At 38.1% G+C, this 19,088-nt stretch carries 18 protein-coding genes; 2 read left to right on the forward strand and 16 right to left on the reverse strand.

What is annotated here, in order from left to right:
- Positions 1-5: 5 nt before the first annotated feature.
- The 14 genes from nuoL to aspS form a co-directional block, all read right to left on the reverse strand.
- On the reverse strand, positions 6-1,895 hold the full coding sequence (gene nuoL, locus ACK4R1_RS03030; protein WP_409683458.1) for an NADH-quinone oxidoreductase subunit L: 1,890 nt from the start codon (positions 1,893-1,895) through the stop codon (positions 6-8).
- A 6-nt stretch (positions 1,896-1,901) separates the two neighbouring features.
- Positions 1,902-2,222, reverse strand: a complete 321-nt coding sequence (gene nuoK / locus ACK4R1_RS03035) for an NADH-quinone oxidoreductase subunit NuoK (protein ID WP_409683461.1) — start codon at positions 2,220-2,222, stop codon at positions 1,902-1,904.
- Positions 2,222-2,737: an NADH-quinone oxidoreductase subunit J gene (locus ACK4R1_RS03040; protein WP_409683464.1), complete on the reverse strand. Its 516-nt coding sequence runs from the start codon at positions 2,735-2,737 to the stop codon at positions 2,222-2,224. The genes nuoK and ACK4R1_RS03040 overlap by 1 nt, the downstream gene beginning before the upstream one ends.
- Positions 2,737-3,288: a NuoI/complex I 23 kDa subunit family protein gene (locus ACK4R1_RS03045; RefSeq protein ID WP_409683466.1), complete on the reverse strand. Its 552-nt coding sequence runs from the start codon at positions 3,286-3,288 to the stop codon at positions 2,737-2,739. The genes ACK4R1_RS03040 and ACK4R1_RS03045 overlap by 1 nt, the downstream gene beginning before the upstream one ends.
- An 11-nt stretch (positions 3,289-3,299) precedes the next feature.
- The gene (nuoH, locus tag ACK4R1_RS03050; protein WP_409683469.1) at positions 3,300-4,331 is read right to left on the reverse strand and encodes an NADH-quinone oxidoreductase subunit NuoH; all 1,032 of its coding nucleotides are present in this window, start codon (positions 4,329-4,331) and stop codon (positions 3,300-3,302) included.
- The gene (locus tag ACK4R1_RS03055) at positions 4,324-5,379 is read right to left on the reverse strand and encodes a 2Fe-2S iron-sulfur cluster-binding protein (RefSeq protein WP_409683472.1); all 1,056 of its coding nucleotides are present in this window, start codon (positions 5,377-5,379) and stop codon (positions 4,324-4,326) included. Before ACK4R1_RS03055 ends, nuoH begins: the two co-directional genes overlap by 8 nt.
- Before the next feature lie 155 nt (positions 5,380-5,534).
- On the reverse strand, positions 5,535-6,902 hold the full coding sequence (gene nuoF, locus ACK4R1_RS03060; protein WP_409683474.1) for an NADH-quinone oxidoreductase subunit NuoF: 1,368 nt from the start codon (positions 6,900-6,902) through the stop codon (positions 5,535-5,537).
- 4 nt (positions 6,903-6,906) lie between these two features.
- Positions 6,907-7,437, reverse strand: a complete 531-nt coding sequence (locus ACK4R1_RS03065; RefSeq protein ID WP_409683477.1) for a complex I 24 kDa subunit family protein — start codon at positions 7,435-7,437, stop codon at positions 6,907-6,909.
- 5 nt (positions 7,438-7,442) lie between these two features.
- Complete coding sequence (gene nuoD, locus ACK4R1_RS03070; protein WP_409683480.1) at positions 7,443-8,678, reverse strand: NADH dehydrogenase (quinone) subunit D; 1,236 nt, start codon at positions 8,676-8,678, stop codon at positions 7,443-7,445.
- A gap of 140 nt (positions 8,679-8,818) precedes the next feature.
- Positions 8,819-9,337 (reverse strand): NADH-quinone oxidoreductase subunit C, encoded by a 519-nt coding sequence (locus ACK4R1_RS03075; RefSeq protein WP_409683482.1) that lies wholly within the window; start codon positions 9,335-9,337, stop codon positions 8,819-8,821.
- A 1-nt stretch (position 9,338) separates the two neighbouring features.
- Complete coding sequence (locus ACK4R1_RS03080) at positions 9,339-9,884, reverse strand: NADH-quinone oxidoreductase subunit B (protein WP_187659378.1); 546 nt, start codon at positions 9,882-9,884, stop codon at positions 9,339-9,341.
- A gap of 58 nt (positions 9,885-9,942) precedes the next feature.
- Complete coding sequence (locus tag ACK4R1_RS03085) at positions 9,943-10,308, reverse strand: NADH-quinone oxidoreductase subunit A (protein ID WP_121312450.1); 366 nt, start codon at positions 10,306-10,308, stop codon at positions 9,943-9,945.
- Between the two features lie 205 nt (positions 10,309-10,513).
- Positions 10,514-10,714 carry a cold-shock protein gene (locus ACK4R1_RS03090; protein WP_121312451.1) on the reverse strand — a complete coding sequence of 67 codons (201 nt, stop codon included), beginning with the start codon at positions 10,712-10,714 and terminating at the stop codon, positions 10,514-10,516.
- 218 nt (positions 10,715-10,932) lie between these two features.
- On the reverse strand, positions 10,933-12,687 hold the full coding sequence (aspS, locus tag ACK4R1_RS03095) for an aspartate--tRNA ligase (protein ID WP_409683485.1): 1,755 nt from the start codon (positions 12,685-12,687) through the stop codon (positions 10,933-10,935).
- 139 nt (positions 12,688-12,826) lie between these two features.
- Here aspS and ACK4R1_RS03100 point away from each other — a divergent pair, with 139 nt between their 5' ends.
- Both ACK4R1_RS03100 and ACK4R1_RS03105 read left to right on the forward strand, forming a co-directional pair.
- The gene (locus ACK4R1_RS03100) at positions 12,827-13,819 is read left to right on the forward strand and encodes a TlpA family protein disulfide reductase (protein ID WP_409683488.1); all 993 of its coding nucleotides are present in this window, start codon (positions 12,827-12,829) and stop codon (positions 13,817-13,819) included.
- Positions 13,820-13,993: 174 nt separating this feature from the next.
- The gene (locus tag ACK4R1_RS03105; RefSeq protein ID WP_409683490.1) at positions 13,994-14,338 is read left to right on the forward strand and encodes a toxin-antitoxin system YwqK family antitoxin; all 345 of its coding nucleotides are present in this window, start codon (positions 13,994-13,996) and stop codon (positions 14,336-14,338) included.
- 67 nt (positions 14,339-14,405) lie between these two features.
- On the opposite strand, the gene ACK4R1_RS03110 is transcribed toward ACK4R1_RS03105, so the two are convergent.
- Entirely contained in the window at positions 14,406-17,876 is a 3,471-nt protein-coding gene (locus tag ACK4R1_RS03110; RefSeq protein ID WP_409683493.1) for an efflux RND transporter permease subunit, read from the reverse strand.
- Positions 17,877-17,938: 62 nt separating this feature from the next.
- A complete protein-coding gene (locus ACK4R1_RS03115; RefSeq protein ID WP_409683496.1) occupies positions 17,939-19,078 on the reverse strand; it encodes an efflux RND transporter periplasmic adaptor subunit in 1,140 nt (379 codons plus the stop codon).
- Positions 19,079-19,088 lie beyond the last annotated feature (10 nt).

The following is a 19,088-nucleotide window of genomic DNA, read 5'->3' on the forward strand; positions in this document are numbered from 1 at the left end:
TAAAATTATTGAACTGTTTTAGTTGTAATAAATAAATAAGTTATGATGGCACAAACCCCAATTACAAAGGCAAAAAGGTATAAACCGATATTTCCGTTGTGTAATTTTTTCCCTTGTGTACCCAAGCCGTTAGCCAAACTTCCGAAACTGTAAACCACTTTACCTAAAGCCGGTTCCAATGTCGTACGGAAGAAATTAGCTAATCCGTTGATAGGTTTCACAATCAAGAAGGTATAAAACTCGTCTACATAATATTTATTGTAAATTGTTTTAGAAAATCCGGTGATGTCTGCATCTTGTTTTGGAACAAAACCGCCTTTGATGTATTTGGCATTCGCCCAAATTATTCCAACGATGGCACCGGCTAATGCGATTCCCATCAAAACAAACTCTTGCGTGCCTAAATGATGAGCTTCGTGCTTAGCGGCTAAAACCGGTTCTAGGAAATGGTTCAACCACATACTGCCCGGTAAGTTAATCGCGCCACCAATTACGGCTAAAATAGCTAAGATTATCAATGGAATGGTGATTAAACTAGGGCTTTCGTGTAAGTGGTGTTTTTGTTCTTCTGTGCCTCTGAATTCTTTAAAAAAGGTCAAATACATCAATCGGAACATATAAAAAGCGGTCATTATCGAAGCAATCGAAGCGACAACCCATAATACTTTATTGTGTTCAAAAGCGACCATTAAGATTTCGTCTTTTGACCAGAAACCTGCGAACGGGAAAATACCGGCAATTGCTAAGGTAGATATCATCATAGTCCAGAAAGTGATTGGCATCGCTTTGCGCAAACCACCCATTTTTCGCATGTCTTGTTCGCCATGCAATCCGTGGATTACTGAACCGGAACCTAGGAACAAACAAGCTTTAAAGAATGCATGTGTGATTACGTGGAATACCGCAACGGTGTATGCTCCTAAACCTAAAGCTAAGAACATTAATCCCAATTGGGAAACGGTTGAGTAAGCCAATACTTTCTTGATATCGTTTTGCAATAAACCAATGGAAGCGGCTACTAAAGCAGTGGCAGCACCAACAATGGCTATGATTTGTTGAATATCCGGTGTTAAATCGAATAAGAAATTCATTCTCGTAACCATAAAAATACCGGCGGTTACCATGGTCGCGGCGTGAATTAACGCAGAAACCGGTGTTGGACCAGCCATCGCATCGGGTAACCAAGTGTATAAAGGCAACTGTGCTGATTTTCCACAAGCTCCGATGAATAAGCACAAAGCCGCTACACCAAGCATTGCAGAATTTGCATTTCCGGCTGAAAGTGCAGTTCTTAATTCGGCGTAGTTTAAAGTAGAGAACAAAGCGGCAATAATAAACATTCCGATTAAAAAGCCTAAATCTCCGATTCTGTTCATGATAAACGCTTTTTTGGCTGCATCGTTATAAGGTTGGTTTTTATACCAGAAACCAATCAACAAATACGAACACAATCCAACGCCTTCCCAACCAATGAACATCACTAATAAGTTGCTTCCCACTACTAACGTAATCATGAAGAAGACGAACAAATTCAAATACGCAAAGAACTTATGCATATTCTCATCGTCGTGCATGTAGCTGATAGAATATAAGTGAATTAACGAACCAATTCCGGTTACGAATAACAACCACAATAACGACAATTGGTCTAATAAAATACCGAAGTCTAGTTTGAAATTGCTCACTTGAATCCAATCGAATAACGAAATTTCGAACGGTTTTCCGTTTTGGTTCAATTGGGCAAAAAAGCAGATGCTTAATAAGAACGAAACTACTACAGTTAATGTTCCGATAGCGCCTGATAGATTTCGGCTTACTTTTTTCCCAAAGAAAATATTGAAAAGAAATCCAACAAATGGAGATAAGAGTAATACTAAAGCTAAATTTGTTTCCATCCCGGGTTATCCTTTTAAATTCTTTAAATTATCAATATCGATTGAGCCTAAGTTACGGAATACCGCAACTAAGATGGCCAATCCTACGGCAACTTCTGCTGCAGCAACCGCCATCGAGAAAAATACAAATATTTGTCCTTCGGCGTCTTGGTGATACGTTGAAAAAGCTACAAACAATAAGTTCACCGCATTCAGCATGATTTCAATTGACATGAAAACGATGATGGCATTTCTGCGGTACAACACTCCGAAAACACCGATACAAAATAAAAGTACCGAAAGGAAAATGTAGTTTTCAATCCCTATTTCATTTAAAATATTGTTCATTATTTTTTCTCCGTTTTTTCTTTTTTAGACAATAAAACCACACCAATCATTGCTGTTAATAATAAAATTGAAGCAAATTCGAAAGGCACCATGTATTCGTTCAACAATATGGTTCCTAATTTTTTAATCGATTGAAAATCTTCACCGGTTGTATCATATTCACCCATTATGGTTTTTGAATTGATAAAAATAGTCACCAAAACAACACTAGTGATTATGAAAACAACGATAGCGCCAAGTCTGGTGATACGAGGTTTGTGGACTTCATCTTCCTTATTCAAATTCATCAACATGATGGTAAAAAGGAACAGAACCACAATGGCACCCGAATAAACTATAATATGAACAATGGCCAAAAACTGTGCGTTGAAAAGCAGGTAATGACCGGCTATTGAGAAAAAGCAAAGTACTAAATAAATGGCACTGTGTATTGGGTTTTTACTGTAAATGGTTAAAAACGCCGTAGCCAAAGTAATGGCTGCTAAAAAATAGAAGGTAATTAATATTGGCGACATTAGTTAGCGTTTTTAAGTTGAGCGTTCTTCATGGCCATGTCCAAAGGCATAACCAATTTATCTTTTCCGAAAATAAAATCTTCACGGTCGTAGTTTGCAGGAACCAATTCTTTAGAAATGGTTAGGTAAATAGCATCTTTCGGACAAGCTTCTTCACACAATCCGCAGAAAATACAACGCAACATATTGATTTCATAAATGGAAGCATATTTTTCTTCTCTGTACAAATGTTCTTCTCCTTTTTTTCTCTCTTCGGCCTTCATAGTGATGGCTTCTGCCGGACAAGACAAGGCACACAATCCGCAAGCTGTACAGTTTTCACGACCTAACTCATCGCGTTTCAACATGTGTTGGCCACGATAAACCGGACTGAATTCTCGAACTTGCTCCGGATAATGAATCGTAGCTTTTTTTCTGAAAAAGTGTTGGATGGTAATCCATAAGCCTTTGAAAATGGCAATCAGGTATAGTCTTTCTAAAAAGGTCATTTCCTTGTTGGAAACCTGCTTTTTATGGCCTGATAATGATATACTTTGTATCGATGTTGACATAATTTCTTTTCTTATTTAAAAGCTAAAATGCAAATTCCTGTTATTATAATATTGAAGATGGAAAGCGGGATTAAAATCTTCCAGCCTAAATGCATCAATTGATCGTATCTGAAACGTGGTATGGTCCATCTGATCCACATAAAGAAGAAGATGAAGAAACACAGTTTGGCAAATAAAGCGGCAATTCCGATGACGTTGGCAATGTTAACGCCCCAATTTTCGACTGCCCAACCCATTCCGGGATAGTTATAACCACCAAAGAATAAAACGGCAATAATGGTTGACGAGATAAACATGTTAGCGTATTCAGCAAACAAATAGAATCCCATTTTCATCGAAGAATATTCGGTGTGATAACCACCAATTAATTCCGATTCACATTCCGCTAAATCGAAAGGCGTTCTGTTGGTTTCTGCAAAAGCACAAATCAAAAAGATTAGGAACGACAAAGGTTGATAGAATACATTCCAATGGAATCCGTGTTGTTGCATTGAGATTTCTTTTAAACTCAACGTTCCGGTCATCATTAACAAGGCAATTATGGATAATCCCATGGCGATTTCGTAAGAAACCATTTGAGAAGCCGCACGAACCGCACTCATTAAAGAGAATTTGTTGTTCGATGCCCAACCACCAATCATGATGCCATAAACACCGATGGAAACTATGGCGAAAATGTATAATAAAGCACTATCGGTATCGGTTGCTTGTAGTTGAACTGTTCTTCCAAAAACTTCTAATTTGTCGCCCCAAGGAATTACGGCACTCGTCATTAATGCGGCACTCATGGCAACGGCAGGTCCAACAAAGAATAAAAATTTATTTTTAGTATTCGGTTCAAATTCTTCTTTGGCGAATAATTTCATTCCATCAGCAAGAGGTTGTAACAATCCTCCCCAACCGGCGCGGTTTGGTCCGACACGGTCTTGCAAATAAGCCGCTACTTTACGTTCGGCCCAAGTGGAATACATCGCCATAATCATGGTTACTGCAAAAACAACAACGATAACGATACTTTTTTCTATAATAAAGGCACTATCCATTTTTACTGCTATTTATTGGGTTACCATCTATTTTTTCGTTGTAATCAATCTCGGCCATGCTGATTTTTTTACGGTCGATGTCTCTACCTTGCAAGATGGCTTTTTCGGTTTCGATCACTACTTTTTCCATTTTACGAGTATAGTTATTTTGGTTGATAACTGAATCTTTCTCGAATTTTCTTGGTCCTTCAATTACCCAATCTGACACTTCTTTTTTGTCGAAACGACAAGTGTTACAGATAAAATCTTCTACTTCGTGGAATTCGTCTTTGCGAGCGGTTACTCTTTGGATTTCGTTACCAAACATCCATAAAGTAGTTTTTCCGCAACAACCCGGAGTAGTACATTCTCTGTGAGCGTTGAAAGGTTTGTTGAACCAAACTCTTGATTTGAATCGGAATGTCTTGTCAGTCAAAGCGCCAACCGGACAAACATCAATCATATTTCCGGAGAATTCATTGTCGATGGCTGCCGAAACACAAGTCGAAATTTGAGAGTGATCACCACGATTTAAAACCCCGTGAACTCTTTTGTCGGTCAATTGATCGGCGACTTCCACACAACGTTGGCAAACGATACAACGGTTCATGTGCAATTGAATTTTGTCACCGATATCTTCCGGTTCGAAAGTTCTCTTCTCTTCTATAAAACGTTGTTGTAATTTTCCGTGTTCGAAGCTTAAATTCTGCAAATCACATTCTCCTGCCTGGTCACAAACCGGACAATCGAGCGGGTGATTGATTAAAAGGAATTCGGTTACGGCTTTGCGCGCTTCAAAAACGCGGTCTGAACCTTTGCTGGCGACTTCCATTCCGTCTTGACAACCGGTTACGCATGACGCAACTAGTTTTGGCATTGGTCTTGGATCAGCTTCGCTACCTTTAGTAACGTCTACCAAACAACAACGACATTTTCCGCCGGTTCCTTCTAGTTTCGAATAATAACACATGGCTGGCGGAACAGATTCTCCACCAATCATACGAGCAGCTTGCAGGATGGTTGTTCCCGGTGCTACTTCAATTTCTTGACCGTCTATGGTTACTTTCATACCAATATTTCACTCCTACGGAGTTTTTGTTTTTATTAATTTGTTTTATTCCTAAAGATTGCTCTTTAGCCCCGATTGCAGCTGGCTGCCATGCAGCGCGGAAAGCGGGAAAATGGATGGCAAAAAATGCCCGAGCCATTCGCTCCTAATTTATTTTAAACTTCTTGTTTTGCCACTAAATGTTTTACTTTTTCAAAAGGCTCATTCACAAAGTGATCTCTATTTTTAATTTTTTCAGGGAAACGAATATGGTATTCAAATTCGTCTCTGAAATGACGAATCGCCGCAGCAACCGGCCATGAAGCCGCATCGCCTAGTGGACAAATCGTGTTTCCTTCGATTTTAGATTGGATGCTCCATAACAATTCGATGTCTTCTTCGCGTCCTTGTCCGTTTTCGATTCTCCACAATACTTTTTCTAACCAACCCGTTCCTTCGCGACATGGCGTACATTGACCGCAAGATTCATGGTGGTAGAAGCGAGAAAAATTCCAAGTGTTGCGAACGATACAAGCGCGGTCATCATAAACGATAAATCCACCTGAACCTAACATAGAACCTGTGGCAAATCCACCGTCAGCCAAACTTTCGTATGTCATTAAACGGTCTTCGCCTGCAGCGGTTTTGTAGATTAAATTCGCTGGTAAAATCGGCACCGAAGAACCTCCGGGTACCAATGCTTTCAATGGTCTGTCGGTTTGCATTCCCCCACAATATTCATCAGAATTGATGAATTCGTAAACGGAAACACCTAATTCAATTTCGTAAACGCCTTGGTTTTTGATGTTTCCGGAAGCCGAGATTAATTTGGTTCCCGTTGAACGCCCGATTCCGATTCCGGCATAATCTGCTCCTGAATTGTTTACAATCCATGGCACAGCTGCAATCGTTTCTACGTTATTGACTACAGTTGGATTTTGCCAAAGTCCTTTTACAGCAGGAAATGGTGGTTTCAATCTAGGATTACCACGTTTTCCTTCTAAACTTTCGATTAAGGCAGTTTCTTCACCGCAGATGTAAGCACCGCCACCGATTTGAACGTATAATTCCAAATCGTAGCCTGAGCCTAATATATTTTTACCTAACCAACCGGCCGCTTTTGCTTCGGCGATGGCTCTTTCTAAAATTTTATACACCCACATGTATTCGCCACGAATGTAGATGTAGGATAGGTTGGCACCCAAAGCATAACTCGACGTAATCATTCCTTCAATCAAAAGATGCGGAATGTATTCCATTAAGTAACGGTCTTTGAAAGTTCCCGGTTCAGATTCATCGGCGTTGCACACCAAGTGTCTTGGATTGCCTGATTTTTTATCTATAAAACTCCATTTCATTCCGGCCGGGAAACCAGCGCCACCTCGACCGCGTAAGCATGAAGTTTTAACTTCTTCGACTACTTCATCCGGCGTCATTTTTTTTAGGGCTTTTTCCACCGAAGCATAACCGCCTTCACGACGATATACTTCATAGGTTTTGATGCCTGGAACATTGATTTTGTCTAATAATATTTTTCTTCCCATGATATTATTTATCGTGTAAAGTGATTTTTCCGTCTTTGCAATCAGCGATTAGCTGGTCTACTTTTTCTTTGGTCAAATGTTCTTGGTAGAAATCGCCCAATTGCATCATTGGCGCATAACCGCAAGCGCCTAAACATTCTACGCCGCGTACTTCAAACATGCCATCAGCGGTTGGTTCGCCAATGCCTACGCCCAATTTTTCGCAAGTATAATCCATCAAATCTTCTACACCGTTTTGACAACAGGCAGCGGTTTGACAGAATTCGAACATGTACTTTCCAATAGGTCTTTGGTTGAACATCGTATAAAAAGTCACTACTTCGTATACTTCGATAGGCAATATTTCTAAAATCTCGGCTACTTTGTTTTGCAATTCGATGCTCAACCAATTGTCGTGAGCGTCTTGAACTTCGTGCAAAACCGGCAATAACGCTGATTTCTTTTTATCGGCAGGATAATGACTAATCAACTCATTGATGCGAGCCATCAAGGGTTCAGTAATGTTTATCTCTTGTTTGATATGTGATCTTTCCATAATTCTTAAGCGTCTAATTCGCCGGCAATTACATTTAAACTTGATAAAATAACGATGGCATCCGATAGCATTCCGCCTTTAATCATTTCAGTATAAGCTTGGTAATAGATGTAACAAGGTCTTCTGAATTTTAAACGGTATGGTGTTCGACTTCCATCGGTAATTAAATAGAAACCTAATTCTCCGTTGCCGCCTTCCACTGCATGATAGATTTCATCAACCGGAACCGGAACTTCACCCATCACAATTTTGAAGTGATAAATTAAGCTTTCCATGTTGGTGTAAACGTCTTCTTTTGGCGGTAAATAATAATCGGGAACATCAGCGTGAATTGGCCCTTCAGGTAATTTCGCTAAAGCTTGTTTGATGATGCTCAAACTTTCCCAAACTTCGGCATTACGAACACAGAAGCGGTCATAGGTATCGCCTGATTTTCCAACAGGAATATCAAATTCGAAATCTTCATAAGAAGAGTATGGTGCGGCTTTACGAACATCGTAGTCAATTCCGGCTGCACGTAAGTTTGGCCCTGTGAATCCGTAAGCCATTGCTTTTTCGGCAGTAATTGATCCAACATCAACAGTTCTGTCAATAAAGATTCGGTTTCTTTCAAATAGGTTTTCGAATTCTTTCCAGGCTACCGGGAAATCTTCAAGGAAAGTGTTTAGTTTTTTGAAGGCTTCATCAGACCATTCTCTCTCGAAACCGCCTATTCTTCCCATATTGGTGGTTAAACGAGCGCCACAAATTTCTTCGTAAATCTCGTATACTTTTTCTCTGAATTGGAATACGTAAAGGAAACCGGTATAAGCTCCGGTATCAACCCCTAAAATCGAATTACAAATCAAGTGGTCTGTAATTCGGGCCAATTCCATCACGATTACTCTTAAATATTGGGCACGTTTCGGCACTTCAATATTCAATAATTTCTCAACAGTCATCCACCAAGCCATGTTATTGATAGGCGATGAACAATAGTTCATACGATCAGTCAAAACGTTGATTTGGTAAAACGGACGATTTTCTGCAATTTTTTCGAATGCTCTATGAATGTAACCAACGGTTGGCTCGGCATCCAGAATTCTTTCTCCATCCATTAATAAGATGTTTTGGAAAATTCCGTGTGTGGCCGGGTGTGTTGGTCCCAAGTTTAGTATAGAGAGTTCGCTTCCGTCTTCGTTGCGGGTCTTTTCTATAACTTTAGCATATCGATGCTCTGGTGATAATAATAAATCTGACATATTTTCAATTACGAATTACGAATTACGAATTAAAGACAATTGCTTTTAAATGTACTGTGTAATTCAACTTAGACTTGTTATTTAATTTACTAATCATTAATGTTTTTCAAAATTCGTAATTCGTAATTTTTAATACGTAATTACAAATTTGCCGGTGTTCTTCCGAAGAAACGGTCGTCTTTATCGGTTCTTCCACTGTCTTCCATTGGGAATTCTTTTCGCATTGGATGAGAAACCATTTCATCCATATTCAAAATGCGTTTCAATTGCGGATGTCCTTTGAAATTGATTCCGAAGAAATCCCAGGCTTCTCTTTCCATCCAATTGGCACACAGAAATAAATCGGTTATGGTTTCAACTTCTGCCGCATCAGGCAAATAAGTTTTTACACGAATTCTTATGTTTTCAATCCAATTGTGCATTTGATAAACTACCGCAAATTGGTGTTCATCATCATTGTCCGGGAAATGAATTCCGGCTAAATCCGTTAAGAAATGGAAGTTTAAATCTTCTTGCTCTTTCAAAAAGCGAATCACTTCGTGGATAGTGCTTGGCGTGGCTTCGAAAGTGAAAATATCACGTTTCATCTCGAAATTCAGCACATTGTTGCCGAAAGCCTGCATTAATTTATCTTGTATATAAGCTGTTTCTAAAGCCATATTATAGGTTATAAGAAGCTAATAATTCTTTATATTCCGGTGAACTTCTTCGGCGAACCGATTCGTTTTTCACCAATTCTTGTAATTGCATTACGCCGTCAACAATTTGTTCCGGTCTTGGCGGACAACCCGGAACGTAAACGTCAACCGGAATTACTTTGTCGATGCCTTGTAAAACAGAATAAGTGTCGAATACACCGCCTGAAGAAGCACAAGCGCCAACGGCAATTACCCAACGAGGTTCTGACATTTGTTCGTAAACCTGACGTAAAATCGGAGCCATTTTTTTAGAAATCGTTCCCATTACCATCAGCATATCGGCTTGACGCGGAGAGAAACTTACTCTTTCCGAACCAAAGCGTGCTAAATCGTAGTGAGAAGCCATGGTAGCCATAAATTCGATTCCGCAACAAGAAGTCGCGAATGGCAATGGCCAAAGTGAATTAGCTCTGGCTAATCCAACAACATCGTTTAATTTGGTAGCGAAGAAACCTTCACCAACTACTCCTTCCGGCGGAGCGACCATATTTGTTTTAGAATCACTCATTTATAATTCGTAATTTATAATTATTTCATCATTTCGCTTTCGCTCGTGTCGCAATTAATTATTCCCACTCTAAAGCTTTCTTCTTGATGATATAGAAGAAGCCTACCAATAGCAGTGACATGAAAATAACCATTTTAATCATGCCTTCCATTCCCAATTCTTTGAAATTGATAGCCCAAGGGTAAAGGAAAATCACCTCTACGTCAAAAAGGACGAAAAGAATTGCTACTAAGAAATATTTTACAGAAAAAGGTATTCTGGCGTTTCCGACTGATTCAATACCACATTCGAAGTTTTTGTCTTTGTTTTTAGAGTGTCTTTTTGGGCCTAAAAAGCTAGAGCCGATAATGGTTAAGACCACAAATCCAACTGCTAAACCTGCTTGCATCAGGATTGGTAAATAATCTAATTGATTAGACTGCATAATGCTCAAAATTAGAAGTAAATTAAAATAGCTACAAATATACATCGCATTATTTAATTCGCAAAAATGAAAAGCTAAACGTTTGTTATTTCTTTCCTAAACAGGTTTATTTAAACCGATTATAAATAAGGAGCTTGGGTATAAAAAAACGCCCCGAAATTTTCGGGACGTTGAGTCATTTTAGGTAATCAAAAAATAATATATATTAGTCTTCGATAGCTACTACTTGAGCTGCTACTTTACCTTTTCTACCTTCTTCTTCTTCGTAAGATACTTTATCACCTTCAGCTAGACCTTCAGTTCTAACTCCGGTAGCATGTACGAAAATGTCTTTTCCTGTCTCGTCGTCAGTAATAAAACCGTAACCTTTTGATTCATTGAAGAATTTAACTTTACCTGTGCGCATTTTGTAATATAAAAATAATTAATAATGTCCAAAGATATACTTATTTGTAACATAGCCAACAAAAATCAAATAAAAAGTTAAATTTTTTTCAGAATTTTCAAATTATAATTAAATGATTTTCAGTACAGTATTTGAATTATTCTAAAAATGACAACAAAAAAAGCAATTATTTATAAATTTTTAAATAATTGCTTTCTTTGAAAATGCGAATATGATATTTATTGTGGTAAGTCTAATTTTATGTACAATTCTTTTAATTGTGCTTCATCAATGGCTGATGGTGCATCAATCATAACATCTCGCCCTGAATTGTTTTTTGGGAAAGCAATAAAGTCGCGAATTGTTTCTTGTCCGCCCAAAATAGCCACCAATCTATCCAATCCAAAAGCCAAACCACCGTGTGGCGGTGCGCCAAATTGGAAAGCATTCATCAAGAATCCGAATTGGTCTTGCGCTTGTTCCGGAGTAAATCCTAACAGACTGAACATTCTGCTTTGTAACTCTTTATCGTGAATACGAATCGAACCACCGCCGATTTCATTTCCATTCAATACCATATCATAAGCATTGGCGCGTACTTTTCCCGGTTCGGTTTCAATGAGTTTCATGTCTTCCGGTTTGGGTGATGTAAACGGATGATGCATTGCGTGGTATCTTTCGCTTTCTTCGTCCCATTCTAATAAAGGAAAATCTACCACCCATAACGGTGCAAACTCGTCGGGTTTTCTCAAACCTAATCTTGTTGCTACTTCCATACGAAGTGCTGACAATTGTGTTCTTGTTTTGTTAGCGTTTCCTGAAAGTACTAAAATTAAGTCGCCAGCCTTAGCATTCGTAGCTTCTGCCCATTTTTTCAAATCGTCTTGATCATAAAACTTATCTACCGATGATTTAAAAGTTCCGTCTTCTTCACATTTTACGTAAACCATTCCGGATGCACCGACTTGCGGACGTTTTACCCAGTCAATTAGGGCGTCAATTTCTTTACGAGTATATGAAGCACAACCCGGAGCGGCAATTCCAACTACCAATTCGGCCGAATTGAAGACAGGGAAATCTTTATGTTGGGCAACAGCATTTAGTTCACCGAATTTCATATCAAAACGAATATCCGGTTTGTCGTTACCGTAGGTTTTCATGGCGTAATCATAGGTCATTCTCGGGAATTCTGCTACGTCAATGCCTTTGATTTCTTTCAATAAATGACGCGTCAATCCTTCGAAAACGTTTAAAATATCTTCTTGTTCAACGAATGCCATTTCGCAATCGATTTGGGTGAATTCCGGTTGTCTGTCGGCACGCAAATCTTCGTCACGGAAACATTTTACGATTTGAAAATATTTGTCCATGCCACCTACCATCAACAATTGTTTGAAGGTTTGAGGCGATTGCGGTAAGGCATAAAATTGTCCTTCGTTCATTCGGCTTGGAACCACGAAATCTCTGGCACCTTCCGGAGTCGATTTGATTAAATAAGGGGTTTCCACTTCACAGAAATCCAAATCGGATAAATATTTACGCACTTCCATCGCCACTTTATGACGGAAAAGCAAGGAGTTTTTTACCGGATTTCTTCTAATATCTAAGTAACGGTATTTCATTCGGATGTCTTCACCACCGTCGGTTTCATCTTCAATAGTAAATGGCGGAAGAATAGAAGCATTTAATAAAGTCAGTTCAGACACCAAAATTTCGATATCACCGGTAGTCATATTCGGGTTTTTGGACTCCCGCTCAATCACAGTTCCTTTTACCTGAATTACGAATTCTCTTCCAAGCGATTTGGCTTTTTCGAAAACGGCTTTGTCAGTTCTTTGTTCGTCAAAGATTAATTGGGTGATACCGTAGCGGTCGCGCAAATCTACCCAAATCATAAAACCTTTGTCACGTGATTTTTGAACCCAACCGGCAAGCGTAACTTTCTTATTAATATGAGTGGCGTTTAATTGGCCACAATTATGACTTCTATACATTTAGAATAAATTTTTGGCAAAAGTAAAAAACTTATACCAATTAAACGCTTGAAGAGCCAAATCAAATTTAAGTTAATCTTTAATTTTTGAATAGACAAAACAAGTATATTTGGTATCTTAAAAATTAACACACACACTTATGAAGAAAATAGTTAGCTTTATTTTAACTGTAATGGTTTCCTGTTTGGCTATTGCTCAGGAGACTATGACTTTTCAGGCAGAGATTGCCAACAAAAACGGCAACACACTTTTTATCAATAGCGGTAGAGAAACCATTCAAAAAATTGAGGCAGATACAAAAGGTAATTTTAAAGCCACTTTTCCAATCAAAGAAGGATTGTATCAGTTATTTGATGGCGTAGAATATGCCAATTTGTATTTGAAAAACGGTTATAATCTAAAAATGACCATGGATGCTGCAAAATTTGATGAGACTATAGCATTTACTGGAAATGGTGCCGCAGAAAATAATTTTTTAGCCAAACGAACTTTGCAAGAGAACAGTATTGATTTTCAAACGATGTTGGAGTTAGATGCTGAAAGTTTCAAAAAAGCAACTGAAGAACTTAAGGCGACGCAAATTGCCAGTTTAGAAGCTTCAAAAATTGATGCGAATTTGGTAGATATGTTGAAGAAAGGAACCGAAGCCAATATTGGTCAATTGCAACAATATTATACCATGTCATTAGCCAAGAAAAAGATGAACAATGTGGCGGCGCCTAATTTTGATTTTGAAAATCATAAAGGTGGCAAAACCACTTTGGAAAGTTTGAAAGGAAAATACGTTTATGTAGATTTATGGGCCACTTGGTGCGGACCATGTCGTGCGGAGATTCCTTCTTTAAAGAAAATGGAAGAAACGTTTCATGGTAAGAACATTGAATTTGTGAGTGTTTCAATTGATGCTGAAAAGGATTATGAGAAATGGAAAACATTTGTAACCGAAAAACAATTGACCGGTACTCAATTGTATGCCGCTAAAGCGAACCAAACGGAATTTGTTAAAGCTTTTGAAGTAAATTCTATTCCAAGATTCATATTAATCGACCCAAAAGGCGTTGTTGTTGATGCAGATGCGAAAAGACCATCTGATCCAAGACTACAAGAACAATTGAATAAATTATTGAATTAAAATCAGTAAAACCAATACATGAGCCACCCAAACCGGGTGGTTTTTTTGTCTAAAAAATAAAATCCCAATGTTAAGTTTTCACTCAATGTTACCAAATTGTTAAGCAAAAGTTTTTTTATTGTAAATTATATTGTAGCTTTGTTATGTAATTATGAACAACTTAAACCTACGATTATGAAAAAGATATTGATTTTAGGAGCATTATTTATCTCAGGATTCACTTTTGCTCAAACTGCTAAGCCGGTTTTAGAACAAGAAGGAAACTTAGTAAAAGCGACCTATTACTATGAAAATGGTAAAGTACAACAACAAGGTTATTTTAAAGACGGTAAAATCACCGGACAATGGGTTGCTTATGATGAAAACGGTAATAAAAAATCTATTGGGGAATACACTAATGGTCAAAAAACCGGGAAATGGTTCTTTTGGAACAACAAATCATTAAGCGAAGTAGATTATGCTGATAGCCGTGTAGCTTCGGTAAAATCTTGGAAACAAGACGCTATCGTTAATAAATAAAAGTTAATTATTTAAAGTAAAAAAGGGAACTCAATTGAGTTCCCTTTTTTATTTGCAACTATCAAAATTATGCTTCAACAGTTTTTCTTCTTTCTCTTCGGTCACGCAACCAATATTTAGTTCGTTTCACCAAGAAGAACATTACCGGAACCATAACTAAGGTCAATACCGTAGCATAGGTCAATCCGAAGATAATCGTCCAGGCCAATGGTCCCCAGAAAATTACGTTGTCACCGCCCATATATAAGTGCGGATTTAAATCGGTGATCAATCCGAAGAAGTCAAAGTTCAATCCGATCGCCAACGGAATTAATCCTAAAACAGCGGTCAATGCGGTTAGCAATACCGGACGCAAACGCGATTTTCCACTTTCAATAATCACTTCTTTGATTTCCTCAAGCGATAAATCATCGTGACTTTCCACCGCTTTGTCGGCTACTTTTTTGTCTAATAACAAGACGAAGAAATCCATTAATACGATTCCGTTTTTTACCACAATTCCAGCCAAGGAAATAATTCCCATCATGGTCATCAGGATTACGAAATCCATATTAGCAATAACATAACCATAGAAAACACCACTGAAACTCAACAATACAGTGAACAAAATCACTATGGTTTTAGAAACCGAGTTAAATTGTAACACGATGATAATCGTAATTCCTGCCATAGCTAAGAACAGTGCATAAAGTAAGAAACTCTGATTTTTGCCTTGTTCTTCTTGTACGCCTGAGAACGAATAGGTAATGCCTTTTGGCAATTCGTATCCTTTTAATTCTGTTTCAATCTGTTTCGTAATTTCATCCGCATTATAACCGGTTATTACATTGGAATAAATGGTCATGATACGTTTGTAACCTTTTCTTTTGATTTGGTTGTACGTGTACGTTTTCTCTGTTTCAGATACGGCAGAAATTGGCACTTGCACGATTTGTCCGTTGTTTTGATTTCTGAAGGTCAACGATTGGTTGAACAAAATGTTCTCATTCTTACGTTGGTCTTCCTGCAATCTCACCACAATATTATAGTCGTCATCACCTTCTTTATAAGTTGAAATTTCCTGACCATATAAAGAACGACGTAAATTGAATCCTAATTGACCTGTGGTAACTCCGGCACTTCCTGCATTTACACGATCTACGCTTACTTCCAATTCCGGACTTTGTTTGTTGACATCAACGCTCAATTTCTCGATTCCGGGAATGTTTTTGCTGTTGATGTAGTTGATCATTTTATCGGCTTGCGCAATCATTTGGTCATAATCGGAACCGGTTAATTGTACCGAAATAGGATAACCTGCCGGCGGACCATTGGCATCTTTTTCAACCGTAACTATCGCTCCAGCTATGCCTTTTACTTTGCCGCGAATTTCTTCTAAAACATCGGAAGTGTTGATACCTTGACGGAATTTGAACTCCGAGAAGTTTACCGTAACTTTTCCTTTAAAAGGGGTTTCCGAAGCAGAACCGGCATCAACATTTGGATTTCCGGCACCGACACCAACTTGCGAAACGATACTTTCGGCTAAGAAGTTCTCGTTTGGATTTTTTTCATCAACATATTTGCTTAAAATATTGATTACTTGTTTTTCTACATATAAAGTAGCCTTGTTGGTTTTCTCGATATCAGTTCCTTGCGGATATTCGATATAAACAATAGCCTGATTCGGAATATTGTCCGGGAAGAACAATACTTTTCTCGGGAAAATACCTAACAAGATAAAAGATAAGAACAACATTCCGATGATGGTTACCAAAGCATACCAAGCATTTCTTCCGGTTAGGATTTTGGCCAAAAAGCGTTTGTACTTTTCTTCCATTCTAGGGAAAAAGTTATGTTGAAAATCTTGTGTCCATTGGTACAATTTCAATTTGTACAACCACATTAATCCTAATGCAATAAGCGCTAAGTGACCAATTCCTCTTCCTAATTTTGAATCGTATACATTACCGAGAATCACAAAAATAACCGCTATGATTCCGAAAACAATCGAATAGGTTTTGGCAGATTTGTTGGTTACATTTCGGTCTTCAATATCCATAGAACCACCGGTCATCGCCGCATTGACAATCATCGCCACGAATAACGACGCGCCTAATGTTACCGAAAGCGTCAACGGAAAGTAAATCATAAATTTACCCATAGTTCCAGGCCATAATGCAAAAGGTAAAAATGCCATCAAAGTCGTTGCTGTTGAAGAAATTACCGGCCAAGCGATTTCGCCAATACCGATTTTCGATGCTTGAATACGCGGCATACCTTTTTTCATATTGGCAAACACGTTGTCGACCACTACAATTCCGTCATCCACTAACATTCCTAATCCCATTACGAGTCCGAACAACACCATCGTATTTAACGTCATTCCGAAAGCAGAAAGAATTGTAAACGCCATCAACATTGACAATGGAATCGCCGCACCTACGAATAAGGAGTTTCGCAATCCCATGGTAAACATCAAGACAATCATTACCAACACAATTCCGAAGATAATGTGGTTGGACAATTCGTCTACTTGGTGTTCTACACGCGAAGATTGGTCATTGGTTAAATCGATTTTTAAATCTGAAGGCAAATAATTTTGTTTCGCCAATTCGATTCTTTCTTTGACTTGCTCAATCGCAGAAATCATGTTTTGACCCGAACGTTTTTTCACGTTCAACATCACGACTTCTTTTCCTTTTTCACGAGCGTAAGTCGTTTTCTCTTTTTCTTTGAAACTTACTGTGGCGATATCTTTTAGGTAAACGCTTCCGCCAAAAGATTTTACGATTACATTTTCTAATTCTTTCGGGTCTTTGATTTCTCCAACGATTCTAATGTTATTTCGAGAACCTTGCGAAGTTAAATTTCCACCCGAAAGTGTCATGTTTTCATATTTCACGGCATTTTGAATGTCGTCAAACGAAACCTGTGCAGCAGTCATTTTGAAAATATCAACGGCGATTTCAACTTCTTTGTCATCAACACCAAGGATGTCAACTTTTTTTACTTCGGCAATTTCTTCAATATCATCTTGCAGTTTTTCGCCGTATTTTTTAAGTTGTTGTGTGGTGTAATTTCCTTTTAAGTTGATGTTCAAAATCGGCACTTCTTCTGAAATGTTCAATTCGAAAACGCTAGGTTCAACTTTACTTCCGTTGTCCAAATTCGGCCAATCGGTGTCGGCTTTTACCACATCGACTTTGTCTTTGATTTTGGTTTTGGCTTCTTCAACACCCACTTTATCGCCGAATTCAACGATAATCATTCCGTAATCCTGAAACGAACTGGCGGTTATTTTTTCAATTCCACTGATGTTTTTGAATTCTTTTTCCAGTGGCTTGACAATTAATTTTTCAACGTCTTCGGCTGAATTCCCCGGAAAAACAGAAGAAACGTAAATTTTATTTTCGATAATTTCCGGGAAATCTTCACGTGGCATTGTTACATAGGCGATTAAACCGGTAATAACAATCAAAAAAGTGAAGATATACACAGTGACTCTGTTGTCAACTGCCCAACTCGATATTCCGAATTCTTTATTTTGGTGACTCATTTAATATTAGATTTTAGATATTAGATATTAAATTTTGGATATTTGATATCTAATATTTGATATTAGAAATTTAATTTCATTCCTTCCGAAATATTATTCACGCCTTCGGTAACAATAATGTCGTTTGCAGATAAACCACTAAGGATTTCGGTTACATTCTCAGCTGATTTTCCTACGGTTACCAATACTTTTTTGGCGGTTCCTGTTTTTCCATTACTGCCTTCAACGGTGTAAACGTATTTTGCACCTGTTCCGTCTTCTTGAACTACATTGGTTGGCACTACAATCGCATCTTTGTTAACATAATCAGTAATTTTTAACTTGGCTACTTGATTCGGACGTAATAAGTTGTCCGGATTTGGCACACTCACTTCGATACCAAAACTTCTGTTGCTTGGATTGATGAAGTTACCCACTTGACGAACTTTTCCTTTATACGTTTTGTTTAAAGAAGTTAAATACACATCTACCAAAGTGCCTACTTTCAATTTTCCGATATAAGTTTCAGGAACAGTTGTCGAAACATACATGTTGTTTAAGTTTACAATTCGCATTAAGCCTTGAGCGCTTGGTGCCACTACTTGTCCTTTTTCAACAAAAACTTCATCGATAGTACCGGTGAATGGTGCACGAATTATGGTTTTAGCCAATTGAGCTTTGATTTGTGCCACACTTTTTTGTGCCGAAATCATTTGCGCTTCTGCTTGCAAGTATTGAATTTCAGAACCGATTTTTTTGTCCCAAAGATTTTTTTGTCTTTCGTAAGTCGTTTTGGCCAAATTGTATTGGTTTTCGGCACTAGCCAACTGTGAACTCATTCCGCCATCATCAACGCGACCCAGGATTTGACCTTTAGCAACACTTTGTCCGGCTTTAACGGTTAGCGAAGTTAAAGTACCGCTGAATTCCGGTTGAACCAAAATATTTTCTTTGGTGTCAACACTTCCTTGAATGTCAAGATAATGAGTGAAAATTGTATCTTTTACAGTCAATACCGCAACTAGAGCTTCTTCTTTTTTAACGTCTAATGTTGCCAAAGCTTCTTCGATTTTAGCAATTTCTCCCTGTAAAGCTGTTTTTTTAGCTTGTAAAGCGTTTACGTTTTTGGCAGCAATCAATTGGTCAACCGGCTGCGTGTTTTCTTTATTACCACAAGCGTAAAGCACTACGGCTAAAAGAGATAGTATAATTGTCTTCTTCATAATGTATAGA

It is taken from the genome of Flavobacterium sp., assembly GCF_046293665.1.
Taxonomy (GTDB): domain Bacteria; phylum Bacteroidota; class Bacteroidia; order Flavobacteriales; family Flavobacteriaceae; genus Flavobacterium.